At 64.3% G+C, this 13,425-nt stretch carries 12 protein-coding genes; 4 read left to right on the forward strand and 8 right to left on the reverse strand.

The window, feature by feature from the left end; all coding sequences use genetic code 11:
• Positions 1 to 37: 37 nt before the first annotated feature.
• A complete protein-coding gene (locus tag YUU_RS0123345; RefSeq protein ID WP_027524585.1) occupies positions 38 to 3,865 on the forward strand; it encodes a DUF3971 domain-containing protein in 3,828 nt (1,275 codons plus the stop codon).
• Between the two features lie 57 nt (positions 3,866 to 3,922).
• Here YUU_RS0123345 and YUU_RS58840 read toward each other — a convergent pair whose 3' ends face one another.
• The 4 genes from YUU_RS58840 to tyrS form a co-directional block, all read right to left on the reverse strand.
• On the reverse strand, positions 3,923 to 4,108 hold the full coding sequence (locus YUU_RS58840; RefSeq protein ID WP_156944462.1) for a hypothetical protein: 186 nt from the start codon (positions 4,106 to 4,108) through the stop codon (positions 3,923 to 3,925).
• A gap of 11 nt (positions 4,109 to 4,119) precedes the next feature.
• Entirely contained in the window at positions 4,120 to 4,551 is a 432-nt protein-coding gene (locus YUU_RS0123355) for a DoxX family protein (RefSeq protein ID WP_035663121.1), read from the reverse strand.
• Positions 4,552 to 4,775: 224 nt separating this feature from the next.
• Complete coding sequence (locus tag YUU_RS0123360; RefSeq protein ID WP_027524587.1) at positions 4,776 to 6,023, reverse strand: MFS transporter; 1,248 nt, start codon at positions 6,021 to 6,023, stop codon at positions 4,776 to 4,778.
• Positions 6,024 to 6,080: 57 nt separating this feature from the next.
• Positions 6,081 to 7,334, reverse strand: coding sequence for a tyrosine--tRNA ligase (gene tyrS, locus YUU_RS0123365; protein WP_027524588.1), 1,254 nt, complete (start codon positions 7,332 to 7,334; stop codon positions 6,081 to 6,083).
• Between the two features lie 161 nt (positions 7,335 to 7,495).
• Between tyrS and YUU_RS0123370 the strand changes: the two genes are divergently transcribed.
• Together YUU_RS0123370 and YUU_RS0123375 are read left to right on the forward strand one after the other, a co-directional pair.
• A complete protein-coding gene (locus YUU_RS0123370; RefSeq protein WP_027524589.1) occupies positions 7,496 to 8,599 on the forward strand; it encodes an anhydro-N-acetylmuramic acid kinase in 1,104 nt (367 codons plus the stop codon).
• A gap of 95 nt (positions 8,600 to 8,694) precedes the next feature.
• Complete coding sequence (locus tag YUU_RS0123375; RefSeq protein ID WP_027524590.1) at positions 8,695 to 9,372, forward strand: glutathione S-transferase family protein; 678 nt, start codon at positions 8,695 to 8,697, stop codon at positions 9,370 to 9,372.
• Between the two features lie 22 nt (positions 9,373 to 9,394).
• Here the strand turns inward: YUU_RS0123375 and YUU_RS0123380 are convergent, their stop codons facing one another.
• The 4 genes from YUU_RS0123380 to YUU_RS51450 all read right to left on the reverse strand — a co-directional run bounded on the left by YUU_RS0123380 (position 9,395) and on the right by YUU_RS51450 (position 12,184).
• Positions 9,395 to 9,670 (reverse strand): DUF1330 domain-containing protein, encoded by a 276-nt coding sequence (locus YUU_RS0123380; protein WP_198031808.1) that lies wholly within the window; start codon positions 9,668 to 9,670, stop codon positions 9,395 to 9,397.
• Positions 9,671 to 9,681: 11 nt separating this feature from the next.
• The gene (locus YUU_RS0123385; RefSeq protein ID WP_027524592.1) at positions 9,682 to 10,200 is read right to left on the reverse strand and encodes a DUF1697 domain-containing protein; all 519 of its coding nucleotides are present in this window, start codon (positions 10,198 to 10,200) and stop codon (positions 9,682 to 9,684) included.
• A 9-nt stretch (positions 10,201 to 10,209) separates the two neighbouring features.
• A complete protein-coding gene (locus tag YUU_RS0123390; protein ID WP_027524593.1) occupies positions 10,210 to 10,857 on the reverse strand; it encodes an alpha/beta hydrolase in 648 nt (215 codons plus the stop codon).
• Positions 10,858 to 11,236: 379 nt separating this feature from the next.
• Entirely contained in the window at positions 11,237 to 12,184 is a 948-nt protein-coding gene (locus YUU_RS51450; protein WP_051389862.1) for a LytTR family DNA-binding domain-containing protein, read from the reverse strand.
• Between the two features lie 44 nt (positions 12,185 to 12,228).
• Between YUU_RS51450 and YUU_RS0123400 the strand changes: the two genes are divergently transcribed.
• Complete coding sequence (locus YUU_RS0123400; protein ID WP_027524594.1) at positions 12,229 to 13,422, forward strand: acyltransferase family protein; 1,194 nt, start codon at positions 12,229 to 12,231, stop codon at positions 13,420 to 13,422.
• Positions 13,423 to 13,425: the final 3 nt, after the last annotated feature.

Raw genomic sequence — 13,425 nt, forward strand, 5'->3', positions numbered from 1 at the left:
TCGGGGCGATATGACGAACAGCAGGAATATCAAGGGAATGGCGGCAATGCCGGCGCAGGGACGTTTGGTCCCCGCGGACGGCTGCGGCCCCGGCGGCGCTCAATCTAGGGATGGGCGCCTGTATCGAGAGGCAATGGCAAGGAATACGTCGCCCCAGGACCACAACGGGGACCTCTATCGGGACCTCGATCGGCGCGCCGGAGTGCAAGAGCCCGTCGAATGGGACGAGGTCGATTGGGATCCGGACCAGGAGGCGGCCGCAGGCCACCGGGCGCGCCGGCTGTTGTCCCGTTCCAACTCCCGCTTTCATCGCGTAGGCGACGGCTTTGGCGCGTTCGGCCGCTGGCTCGCGGCCGATCGCTGGGTCAAGCGGCTCGCCCTCGTCACCTGTACCCTCGTCATCATCTTCGTCTGTTGCTTCGCCACGCTGTGGTGGCGGCTCGGCGCGGGTCCCATCAATCTCGACATGGCGACGCCATGGCTCGCGGCGGCGATCGAGGACAATATCGGCCACGGCAACACCGTCGAGGTCGGCGGCACCCAGATCGAGCGCGCAGGGCGGATCCGCATCGCCGTGCGCATTCGCGACATCATCGTCCGCGACCGCGATCGCGCCATCGTCGCAAGTGCGCCGAAGGCCGAAGTGCGGCTGTCGGGCGTGGCGCTCCTGATGGGCCGGCTGCGCGCCGAAAGTCTCAATCTCGTCGATGCCGAGCTCGCGATCCGGATCGCGCCTGACGGTACCGTCACAGTGTCGGCCGGTGACACCGCCAAGCCGCTCGCCACCGGCGTCGCGTCGAAAAAGGAGGCGGGCCTGCCGCCGACCTTCCCGCGTCCGGGATCCGCGCCGCCTCCCGCAACGACTGCTCCCGCCACCCCGTCCGGTGCGGACGCGGCCGCAGCGTCTTCGGCCAGCGGCAGCACGCAGAGCGGACTGCTTGCCGGGCTCGACTGGCTCGACAGCCTGAGCATGACCGGGCTCGACGGCCAGAATCTCAACGAGATCGGCCTGAAGAACGGCAATCTGATCGTCGACGACCAGCAGCGTGGCAGCAAGTGGAGCTTCGAGAACATCAGCCTCAGCCTGCGCCGTCCGCACGGTGGCGGCGTTGCGCTCAGCTTCGGCGAAGAGGGCGCGCGGCCATGGTCGCTCCGCGCAACGATCGGCCCGGCCGAGAACGGCGTGCGCTCGGTCGATATCAAGGCCGACAAGGTCTCGACCTCGAACATCCTGCTGGCGTTGCGGCTGAAGGACCTGACCTACAATGCCGACCTGCCGCTGACCGGCGAGCTCAAGGGCGAACTCGGCCGCGACGGCCTGCCGACCTTCTTCCGCGGCAAGATTCTCGTCGGCGCGGGCAACATCATCGACACCGACACGCCCGACTATCCTATGGCGATCGACTCGGCCGAGCTCAATCTCGAATGGGATGCCGGACGCCGGGTGCTGGTGGCGCCGTTCAAGATCATCTCGGGTGCCAACCGGGTCACGCTGCTCGCGCATCTCGAGCCGCCCAATGGCACCACCAACGACTGGCAGCTCGGGTTCAGCGGCGGATCGATCCTGCTCGGCGGCATCGACAACGAGCCGCCGCTGGTCTTCAACCGCATCGCCATCGGCTTCCGTTTCGACACCGACCACAAGCGCGTCGTGCTGACGCAGGCCGACATCAGCAATGGCGAGATCGGCGTCGCCGGTACCGGCGCCATCGACTATTCCGGCGAGCCGCGGCTGATGCTCGGCTTTGCGGGCACGCCGATGTCGGCGTCCGCGCTCAAGCGGATGTGGCCGACGCTTGTTGTTCCGGAGCTGCGTGAGTGGGTGATCGAGCGGATCGAGCGCGGCACGCTCCAGCGCATCGAAGTCGGCGTCAACTCGCCGACGCGCAATCTCCCCCGGAAGGGCCCGCCGATCCCCGATGACGGACTGTCGGTCAACATCGTGGCGAGCGGGGTTGCGGTTCATCCGGTGGACGGCATGCCCTCGGTGCACGACGCCGACCTGAAAGCGCACGTCACCGGACGGACCGCGACGGTGACGATCGGGCAGGGCATTGCCGATACGCCGGCGGGGCGCAAGATCACGATCTCGGATTTCACCTTCGAGGTGCCTGACATGGCGCCAAAGCCCTCGCCGTCGCGCAGCAAATTCCGCGTCGATGGTCCGGTGCCGGCGGCTGCGGAAATTCTTGCCAATGATCGCTTGAGCGATCTATCCGCCACCTTCGTCGATCCCAACACCAGCAAGGGCACGTTCTCGGCCAACATCACGCTCGCCTTGCCGGTGAAGGGCGAGCTGACCAAGGCGGACACGAGCTACACCGTCGCCGCCGACCTCAACGGCTTTGCTGCCGACAAGCTGGTGATGAACCAGAAGCTCGAGGCGAACAGCCTCAAGATCGTCGCCACCAACCAGGGCTACCAGGTCAAGGGCGACGTCAAGATCAACGGCCAGGCGGCCTCGCTCGATTACCGCAAGCCGGCCGAGGGCGATGCCGACGTCAAATTGCAGGCCACGCTCGACGATGCGAGCCGCGCCCGTCTCGGTTTCGATCTGGGTCCCGCCATCAGCGGTTCGATTCCGGTCAAGGTCTCCGGCAAGATCGCCAGCGGGCCCGAGCAGACCACGCGCCTGGGCATCGAAGCCGACCTGACCTCACTCAAGCTCGACAACATCCTGCCGGGCTGGGTGAAGCTGCCGGGCAAGTCGGGCAAGGCCAGCTTCAAGGTGGTGCCGACGGCGCAATCGACGCGGCTGGAGGACATCGTCGTCGAAGGCGGCGGCGTCTCGATCAAAGGCTCGCTCGAGGTCGACCAGAACGGCGACCTCATGAATGCGAACTTCCCGACCTATTCGCCGTCCGACGGCGACAAGGCCTCGCTGAGGGTCGAACGCGGTCCCGACGGCGTGGTGAGGGGCACCATGCGCGGCGACGTATTCGACGGCCGCGGCTTCCTGAAGTCGGCGATATCAGGGAATTCCGGCAAGGACGACAACAAGAGCAAGCTGAAGAACGTCGACTTCGACATCGACGTCAAGTTCGGCGCGGTCGCCGGCTTCAATGGCGAGGCGATGCGCAGTGTCGATGCCAAGATGTCGCGGCGAAGCGGCGCGGTGAAAGCTTTCACGCTAAGCGGCAAGGTCGGCCGCGACACGCCGGTGACGGCGGACTTGCGTGGTGGGCGTGCGCAGGGCAGCCGCGAGGTGATCTATCTCCAGACCAACGACGCCGGCGCGTTCCTGCGCTTCTCCGACACCACCAACAAGGTGTTTGGCGGCCAGATGGTGGTGGCGATGGAGCCGCCGACATCGGAGCCGACGGCGCGCGAAGGTCTCATCAACGTGCGTGACTTCACCGTCAAGGGCATGGAGCAGCTCGATCGCGTTGCGGCGGGTGGCCCCAACGGCACACAGAGCGGTGTGTCCTTCTCCGCATTGCGCGCGGAATTCACCCGGCAGAACGGCGCGCTCACGATCCGCGACGGCGTCGTCAAGGGACCGATGATCGGCGCCACCATCGAGGGCTCGATCGACTATCCCGGCAATCAGGTGTGCATGAGTGGCACCTTCGTGCCGGTATACGGGGTGAACAACATTTTTGGCCAGATTCCGTTGTTCGGCATCTTCCTCGGTGGCGGCGACAAAGAGGGGCTGATCGGCGTCACCTATGAGGTCGTCGGCACGCCGTCTGCGCCCGTGATGCGAGTCAATCCGATCTCGGCGATGGCGCCGGGCCTGTTCCGCAAGATCTTTGAGTTCAACACCGGTAAACAGAACTCGCCGATTGACGAGCTGCCAACACAGTCGGGCGAGAGCGGATCATCGCGGCCGCTATCGAGCGGCTGCAATCTGGCGCGGCGATAGCTTGAAGACGGTGAGGCGCCTCGCGCCAGCTTGCGTCCGTTCAAATCGTGATGAAAATCAGCCCAAGGCTTTTTCGGCAGCAAGACCGCCGGCGTCTGAACCCGCCTGGGTAAGCCCGCAATGAACCGCTTCGTTCACCGCTTCATCATGGCCGTGCTTCTGGCCGCGGCACTGGCCGTCATCTGGAACGTGCTCGGCGGGCGGTGAAGCGGCACCGGCGAGTTCGCCGGTGCCAATTCGCATTCAGGAGATTCTTAGCGCCGCGCGAAGGCGCCGCTCGGCTCCTCGCCCTCCTTGCGGACCAGCGCGTCGACGCTGATCGGGCCGCCACCGGCCGCGGAGATGTACAGACAGGCGAAGCAGAACAGGATCGCCGCGGTGCCGCCGTTGAGCAGCGGCAGGAACACCGGCGAGCTGCTCTTGAACATGTGGCCCATGAAGTACGCGAAGGCCATTTCGCCCGACAGTACGAACGCAGAGATCCGCGTGAACAGCCCGATCATCAGGGCCGCACCGAGCACGAGCTCGAGGGCGCCGGCCGCATAGATCAGCGGCGGGATGTCGGCGAAGTAGGGGACCGCCGGAAACTTGAAGATCTTGGCGATGCCGTACTGAAGCAACAGCAAGCCAGTGATGAAGCGAAACAGGCTCAGCAGAGCCGGTTGAAAGCGAGACAGTGAATTCATGATTTGCGCCCTTCCATCCAATTCCCATGCGACTTGAATCGCATCCGGTTCCACCCTGCAAGACAGGGACCATCAATTTGTGCTGACATTTTCGTCATGACAGACAAAACACCGCAAGCGATGCTTTGAGCCTGAGGCTTTGCACATTTTGTTTCCGGAACAAACGCATCCGCCGTCCGTAGTTTTCCGGTGGCGATACCGATTGCAGGTTACCTCGGGTACACCTAGCGCCGCAAGGCGGGCACAACCAGGAAGGGAATCATCCCGAGCACCACGCTCGCAAGTGCGAAGGCGAGCAGCGGATTGTAGCTCTGGGTCGCATCGTGGATCAGGCCGCCGCTCCAGGAGCCGAATGCCGAGCCGAGCCCGCTGCCGATCGAGATGCTGCCGTAGATCGTGCCGACGCGCTTGCCGCGGAAGATCTTCATCGCGGTGGCGGAGATGAGCGGTCCCCGCGAGCCCATCATGCTGCCGAAGCAGACGACGAAGCCGGTGAGCAGGATGGTGTTCGGATTGTACTGCAGCAGCCACAGGAGGAGGATGCCGAGGATCGAGATCGCGTAGCTCAACAGCACCGAAGGCCTGCGGCCGATCAGGCCGTCAAGCGCAGACACGCCGAGCATGCCGAACACCAGCACGACGCCCGAAAAGCCCCAGGCGGTTGCGGCCTGCAAAGGCGGGAAGCCGGCATCGATCAGATAGGCGACGATCTGGGCCGCGATGGAGTACATGCCGACCGCGGTGAAGAAGAAGGTCGAGAACAGCGCCCAGAACGCGTGATGACGCATGGCGCGCAAGAGCGTCCAGCCTTCGTCGACGAAATCGGGATCGGTCTTCTTCACGATATGGGGCGAGCCCGACGCGAACATCCGCCACGGTAGCAGCAGCAAGGGAAGCAAGAGGCCGAGGGCCGTGAAGCCGAAGATCTCATAGGTGCCGCGCCAGCCGACATGGTCGATCAGGATTTGCGAGATCGGCAGCAGCACGAGCACACCGCCGCCCATCGCCGAATAGACCACCGACATCGCGGTCGGCAGGCGCGGACCGAACCAGCGGCCGAGCAGGATCGAGTTCGGCACGATGCCGATGAAGGCGATGCCGACCCCGACGCAGAGACCGATCGAGAGCTGGAACTGCCAGAGATAGTTTGCGCGCGCCGCGACCAGGAAGGCGGCGCCGAGCAAGAGCAGCCCGAGCGCATAGACGCTGCGCGGTCCGGAATGGTCGAACAGCCGTCCGACGAACGGCGCGGTGAGGCCGCTTGCGAGCCAGGTCAGTGAATAGACCGAGACGATCTGCGCGCGATCCCAGCCAAAGCTTTCCGAGATCGGCTTCAGGAACACCGTAAAGCTGTCGCCAAGCCCGCGTCCGAGCACAGACAGCGTGAAGCACAGTGCGAGCACGACGAGGGCAGTGCGCACATGCGCGCCCGACTGTGCCGCGGCATTTCCCTTGGACGTGTTCTGATCCATTGCCCCTCAGGGAGCGCGCTTCCGCGCGCCCTGGCAAGCAGTGAAAAGCTCATACGCCTATGCAGGCTTGACGAGCACGTGCTTCTTCTTGCCGAGCGAGAGCTTGATCACGCCCTCCGGCGTGAGATGGGCCGGCGTCAGCGTCATCTTCTCGTCGGTGACGGATTCGTCATTGACCCTGAGGCCGCCGCCCTTGATCTGGCGCCGCGCTTCGCCGTTGGAGGCGACGAGGCCCGCCTTGACGAAGGCGTTGAGCACGCCGAGTCCGGCCTCCAGCTCACCGCGCGGAATTTCGATCGTCGGAAGCGTCTGCGCCAGCGCCCCTTCCTCGAACGTCCGCCGTGCGGTCTCGGCCGCTTCATTTGCGGCGTCGCGGCCGTGCAGCAGCGCGGTCGCTTCGGTCGCGAGCAACTTCTTGGCCTCGTTGATCTCCGAGCCCTGCAGCGCCTCGAGCTTCCTGATCTCGCTCATCGGCAGCGTCGTGAACAGTTTCAGGAACTTGCCGACGTCGGCGTCCTCGGTGTTGCGCCAGTACTGCCAGAAATCGTAGGGGCTGAACTGGTCGGCGTTGAGCCAGACCGCGCCTTGCGCGGTTTTGCCCATCTTGGCGCCCGAGGCGGTCGTGAGCAGCGGCGTCGTCAGCGCGAAGAGCTGCGGCGAGCCCATGCGGCGGCCGAGATCGACGCCCATGATGATGTTGCCCCACTGGTCGGAGCCGCCCATCTGCAACCGGCAGCCGGCGCGCTGCGAGAGCTGCACGAAGTCGTAGGCCTGGCAGACCATGTAGTTGAACTCGATGAAGCTCATCTCCTGCTCGCGCTCGAGGCGCAGCCGCACGGAGTCCATGGTCAGCATGCGGTTGACCGAAAAGTGCTTGCCGACGTCGCGCAGCATCTCGATCCAGTTGAGCTTGGTCAGCCACTCCGCATTGTCGAGCATGACGGCGTCGCTTGCGCCGTCACCGTAACGGAGCACCTTGGCGAACACGCCGCGGATCGAGGCCTTGTTGGCTTCGATCTCGGCGATCGTGCGCATGGCGCGCGTCTCGTCCTTGCCGGAGGGATCGCCGACCATGGTGGTGCCGCCGCCCATCAGCGTGATCGGCTTGTTGCCGGACTGCTGGAGCCAATGCAGCATCATCATGGTCAGGAAGTTGCCGATATGCAGCGACGGAGCGGTGCAATCGTAGCCGACATAGGCCGTGGCTTCGCCCTTGGCGGCGAGCGTGTCCAGCCCTTCGAAATCGGAGCACTGGTGGACGAAACCCCGTTCCTGCAAAATATTGAGGAAATCCGATTTAAATGCACTCATCTGTCGTCGGCTCTGATCATTCTTATTTTACGGTAATTGCGGCCAGTTGCGGAACCCGGAAGGAACGGACTGCCGCGTCGCGGCGCGCTGTGGCATTATAAGATGTGCTTGTTTGATACAAGCCAGGCGTCGGGGTAGGGAGACGTCGAGGCTTATTTGCGATGATGTTAACCGCACTTGGTCTGATGAGCGGGACCTCGCTTGACGGGGTCGACGTTGCATTGATCGAAACGGATGGAAAGCAGATCAAGGCGTTCGGGCCCTCCGGCTACCGGCCTTACAGCAATGCCGAGCGCAGCCTGTTGCGCCGGGCGCTCACCGAGGCTGTCCATTTGCCGCGGCGCGATGCCCGGCCGGGGGTTCTGGCCGAGGCCGAGCGCGCGGTGACGCTGGCCCATGCCGAGGCGGTCGCCGCCTTCACCGCCCAGAATCGGATGAAGCCGGAGGAGATCGACATTGTCGGCTTCCACGGCCAGACCGTGCTGCACCGGCCGGAGCGGCGGATGACGGTGCAGATCGGGGACGCTGTGGCGCTCGCCAAGGCAATCCATATTCCCGTGATGCACGATTTCCGTGCCGCCGACGTCGAGGCGGGCGGGCAGGGCGCGCCCCTCGTGCCGGTTTACCACCGGGCGCTGGCGCAATCGCTGGAGCGCGAGGGGCCGATCGTCGTCGTCAATATCGGCGGCGTCTCCAACATCACCTATATCGACGGCAACGATACGCTGATCGCCTGCGATACCGGTCCCGGCAACGCGCTGCTCGACGACTTCATGTACCGGACCATGAACCAGGCGTTCGATGCGGAAGGAAAGTTCGCCGCGCTCGGCAAGGTGGACGAGGCCTGGATCGCGCGGGCGCTGGGGCTACCATTCTTTGCGCTGCCGCCTCCGAAATCGCTCGACCGCAACGATTTTGCCGCACTCAAGCTAGGCGAGGTCTCGCCGGCAGATGGCGCTGCGACGCTTACCGCCTTCACCACGGCCGCGATTGCCCGGGTCATTCCACTGCTGCCGCGACGACCGCGGAGCTGGATCATCAGCGGCGGCGGCGCGCGCAACCTCACCATGCTGCGCATGCTGCGGGAGCGGGTAGGCTCGGCCACCGTCCAGGCCGCCGAGACGCTCGGCTGGGCCTCCGACGCCATCGAGGCGCAGGCCTTCGGCTTTCTGGCGGCGCGCGGCATGAAAGGCCTGCCGCTGTCCTACCCGGCCACCACCGGGGTGCCGATGCCGATGACGGGCGGGGTGATCGCGAGGCCATAGATCACGGGTGGTTGATGCATATGCATCGATCTTGACGGTTTCATGCAAATGCATATATGTTGATGCGGATGCATTGACCCGCCAGGATCTCCGCCATGACCGCAGCCCTCAAACTGATCAGCCACAAGCTTTGCCCTTATGTACAGCGCGCCGTGATCGCGCTGACCGAAAAGGGCGTGGCGTTCGAGCGGATCGACATCGATCTCGCCAACAAGCCCGACTGGTTCTTGAAGATATCGCCGCTCGGCAAGGTGCCGGTGCTGGTGGTCACGACCGCGCAAGGCGAGGTCGCGCTGTTCGAGAGCAACGTGATCGGTGAGTATATCGAGGAGACGCAAGGAGGCGCCGAGCTGCATCCGGCCGACGCGCTGAGGCGCGCCGAACACCGCGCCTGGATGGAGTTCGGCTCGGCGATCCTCGGCGATCTCTGGGGACTTGAGACGACAACCGATCCAGCAACGTTCGAGAGCAAGCGTCAGGCGCTCTCCGCCAAGTTTGCCCGCGTCGAGGCCGCGCTGGGCGCCGGCCCGTTCTTCGCCGGCGAGCGGTTCAGCCTGGTCGACGCCGTGTTCGCGCCGGTCTTCCGCTATTTCGACGTCTTCGATGAGCTTGCCGAGCTCGGTATCTTCAAGGATTTGCCGAAGGTCCGCGCATGGCGCGCGGAGCTTGCCAAGCGTCCGAGCGTTCGCACGGCTGTTGGCGCGGACTACCCGCAATTGCTGCGCGCGTTCCTTGTGCGCCATGACGCGCATCTGTTAAAGCTTGCCGCGTGAAGCGGCTCGTGATCGCGAGCGGCTAGGTGCACCCGTCGGCGAGCAGCAATCTGCTCGTCGTCGTCGCGTGGCGCACCTTGAACAGCTCCTGAATCTCAGGATCGCTCAGGAATGCTTCCGCGTTTTCGCGCTCTGGAAATTCGATGATGACGAGGCGTTCGGGTGCCCAGTCGCCCTCGATCGTCGTCGTCTGAACCCCACGAACGATGTATTTCCCAGAATGCCTGGCGATGAAGGCGGGGATTTCGGCGATGTATTGCTTGAAGCCTTCGAAGTCATTCACCGAGAGGTCGAGCACCAGATACGCCTTCATTGCTCGAGCTCCGCGGCCATCTTCGCCAGCGTCGCGATCGTGTTCATGTTGCGCGCGGTGCCGGTTTTCGCGGCGGGGATGACGAGCTTCGACGTCCCCATGCCGTCGCCATAATGCACGTAGATCTCGCGGCGGCCGAGGCGGACTTCCTCGTCCTCCTGGCCGCGGATGCCCGTGAGCGCGTCGGCCGGCGGGGGCTTGTCGAGGAAGGTCGCGAGGGTGCGGTTGGGCGCGGCCTTCGGAAAGGGATTGTCGGCTGCAACCTGCGCCATCTCCGCCGCGCTGCGCACGAGCACGCCGACCGGTTTGCCCGCGTAAGCGTGCAGGCGCTTCTCAAGCGCAGCCTTGATTGCAGGTTCGGACTTGCGACTGGTGAACACCACATTGCCGCTGGCTATATAGGTGCGCACGGCGGCAAAGCCGAGCTCCTCGCACATCGCCTTGAGCTCGCTCATCGGCAGCTTGCCGGTGCCGCCGACATTCACGGCACGGAGCAAGGCGACGAACGAGCCCATCAGCAGCCTTTAGCGAACGTTGGCGAGCCGCATGTCGAGATAGGCGGTGATGGTCTCCATCAACGGCTCGAGCTTGCCGTCGAAGAAGTGATTGGCGCCGGGAATGACCTGCTGGTCGATCACGATGCCCTTCTGCGTCTTCAGCTTCTCGACCAGCGTGTTGACGTCCTTCGGCGGCACCACCGCATCCTTTTCACCATGGACGATAAGTCCCGAGGACGGGCAGGGCGCAAGGAAGGAGAAGTCGTAGAGGTTGGCCGGCGGCGCGATCGAGATAAAGCCTTCGACCTCGGGGCGGCGCATCAACAGCTGCATGCCGATCCAGGCGCCGAAGGAGAAGCCGGCAACCCAGCACGCGCGGGCTTCGGGATTGATGGTCTGCGCCCAGTCGAGCGCCGCGGCTGCATCGGACAATTCGCCGGTGCCGTGATCGAACGAGCCCTGGCTGCGGCCGACGCCACGGAAGTTGAAGCGCAGCACGGAGAAGCCGCGGTGCGCGAAGGCGTAGTAGCACTGGTACACGATCTGATGATTCATCGTGCCGTGAAACTGCGGATGCGGATGCAGGATCATCGCGATCGGCGCGTTCTTCTGCTTGGCCGGATGGTAGCGGCCTTCGAGACGGCCTGCGGGGCCGGCGAAAATGACTTCAGGCATGATGATCTCTTGATTGATTCCCTCGAGACGATCCTCAGCGATCAACCGATCGTGGCGGCTTCCACCGGCTGCAGAGCCGACGAAAGCGCGCATGGGAGTGGAAGGGGCGCCCTCGGATGATGCGCGAGTGGCGCGCGGGTGAACTGACGCGCGCGTTCTAACACGAGGCAAGGGTCAGAAAGCAAGCTTCTTCGACATCTCGCAATGCGCTCAAGAGCTTAGCCGGTCATCGCGGCGTCATGAGCGCCCCGCCGCACGCGGCTGTGTCGCCGCCGGGATCGAGCAAATCGACGACGAGGATCGGTGTTGAGTTCAGGATTCCAAGTTAACCAATTGGAATCATGGCGATTTAGCGCCCGCCGGGCAGCCCCGGAGCGATTCACACAGGAGGCGTGCGACCTCCGAGCGAGGCAACCGCTAGCCGATAGCGCCGGCTGCCCTGGAGCGTTTGCCCGTTGTCGAAGGTGAGTTCGAAATCTCCTGACGGTTTCAGGTCCACGCCGCTCACCCGATCGAGATTGGCAAGCTTCGTCCGATGAACGCGAACGATGGCGAAGCGCGAGAGCTCGCTCTCGGCCATCGCGAGCGTACCCCGGATCAGGTGCTGACTGCCGTCGGTAAGGCTGTATTCAATGTAGTTGCCGGCGGAGGCGACCCAGAGAATGTCGCGCGGCGCGAGGCGAATGCGGCTTGCACCGTCTCGCAGCCAGATCAGATCGGGGACAGGCGGCTGTCGCGGGTCGGCAGCTTTGGCAGCCAGCGCGGTTCTTTTCAGCTCACGACGGCTCTCGAATAGCCAGATCGTTCCGCCGATCAGGAGGGCGGCCACGGCATCCTTGCGAAACTCGTATGAGATCGTCGCAAGCGAGAAATGGAAATCGTAGGTGCTTCCCGCGAGCCAGAGCACGAGCTTCCTGACCCAGACCATGCCGGTGATGTGGAGGGTCGAGAAGCCGATCAGGGCGAGCGCTCCGATACCCACCCGGACGACGAGCCCCGGGCTCCGGTGCATGCGCCGGACGGCCAGCACCAGGAGCGGGACGGTCAGCAGGACGACGGCGATGCTCGACATCTCCCAGAACAGCCGCCGGCCGATGTCGTAGCTGTCGCCGCGCCAGGCGGCATCCTGCGCGCCGGAGAGCGCATTCACGATTCCGACCGCAAGCGCGACGGCTGCGATCGCCGCGAACATCGTCCAGTCGCCGCCGCTGATCCCAAAAAGCCCACCGCTCGTCCCAGGGCGTGACGCTTCATCCCGCGTGTTGCGGTTCTGATCCCAAACCGGCTCGACGCGCTCTGCTTGTGGGGCATTTTCGGTGTCAGCCATGGCCAAAGAACCGTGCTTGGCGTCCCGTCAAGGAGCAGAAAACCATGTCAACACCACAGCAACTTTCGACCTCGGAACGGCGCATCGATCTAGACTGGGTGCGGATTGGCGCCTTCGGGCTCTTGATCTTCTACCACGTCGGCATGCTCTACGTGTCCTGGGGATTTCACATCAAGAGCGTCTATAGGCTGACCTGGCTCGAGCCGTTGATGCTGGTCCTCAATCCCTGGCGGCTCTCGCTTCTGTTCCTGGTTTCCGGGGTTGCGACGAGGTTCATGCTCGGCAAGTACCGCCTCGGATCGTTCGTTGGCGCGCGGTCGGCGCGGCTGTTGATTCCCCTGATCTTTGGCATGCTGGTGATCGTGCCGCCGCAGTCCTATCTCCAGATCGTCGAAAGCCTCGGCTATCCGGCCGGCTTTGTCGATTTCTATGTCCATCACTATCTCGCCTTCGGGGCGCAGTTCTGTCCGAACCCTTGCATCGTCCAGCCGACCTGGAACCATCTCTGGTTCGTGGTTTACCTGTGGGTCTACACGATCGCGCTGGCCGGCGTGCTCTGGCTATGGCCGGCCGTGACCGATGAACTCGGTGCGCAGCTTGCCGTTCTGCTCACAGGGCCCGGATTCCTGATCCTGCCGAGTCTGCTGTTCGCGGCCTGGCGCCTGTTCCTGTTCCCGGCCTTTCCGTCCACGCACGCGCTGTTTGGCGACTGGTACAACCACGCGGACTATGCGACGGCGTTCCTGATCGGCTTCCTGCTGGCGAAGCAGGGGAGCGTCTGGTCCGAGATCGAACGCCAGCGCTGGGCGGCGCTGGCAGTCGCAGCCGCTTGCTTCATCATCTTCATCCTGCTGTTCGCAGGCCTGCTCGCGCCGTCGCCGCTGCTGAAGAGGTGCGCCAGCATCGCCTATGGCTGCTATCAGTGGCTTGCCATGGTCGCAGTGCTCGGTTTCGCACGGCGGCACTTCACGGCCGACGGACCCGTGCGCCGCTATCTCACGGACGCGATCTTCCCGTACTACATCGTGCATCAGACCGCGATCATCGTGATCGCGCATGGACTGCGTGGCAGCGGATTCTCGGTTGAGGTCGAGGCCCCCATCGTGATCCTCGGCACCGCGCTTACATGCGTAGTCACCTATGAGATCGTGCGGCGCATCGCCTGGCTGCGGCCTCTGTTCGGATTGCGGACCGGGTCCCGCCGCCCGGCCGGGATCCCGCAGCAGCAACCGGCCTGATGC

This window comes from Bradyrhizobium sp. Ec3.3 (genome assembly GCF_000472925.1).
Lineage (GTDB): Bacteria > Pseudomonadota > Alphaproteobacteria > Rhizobiales > Xanthobacteraceae > Bradyrhizobium.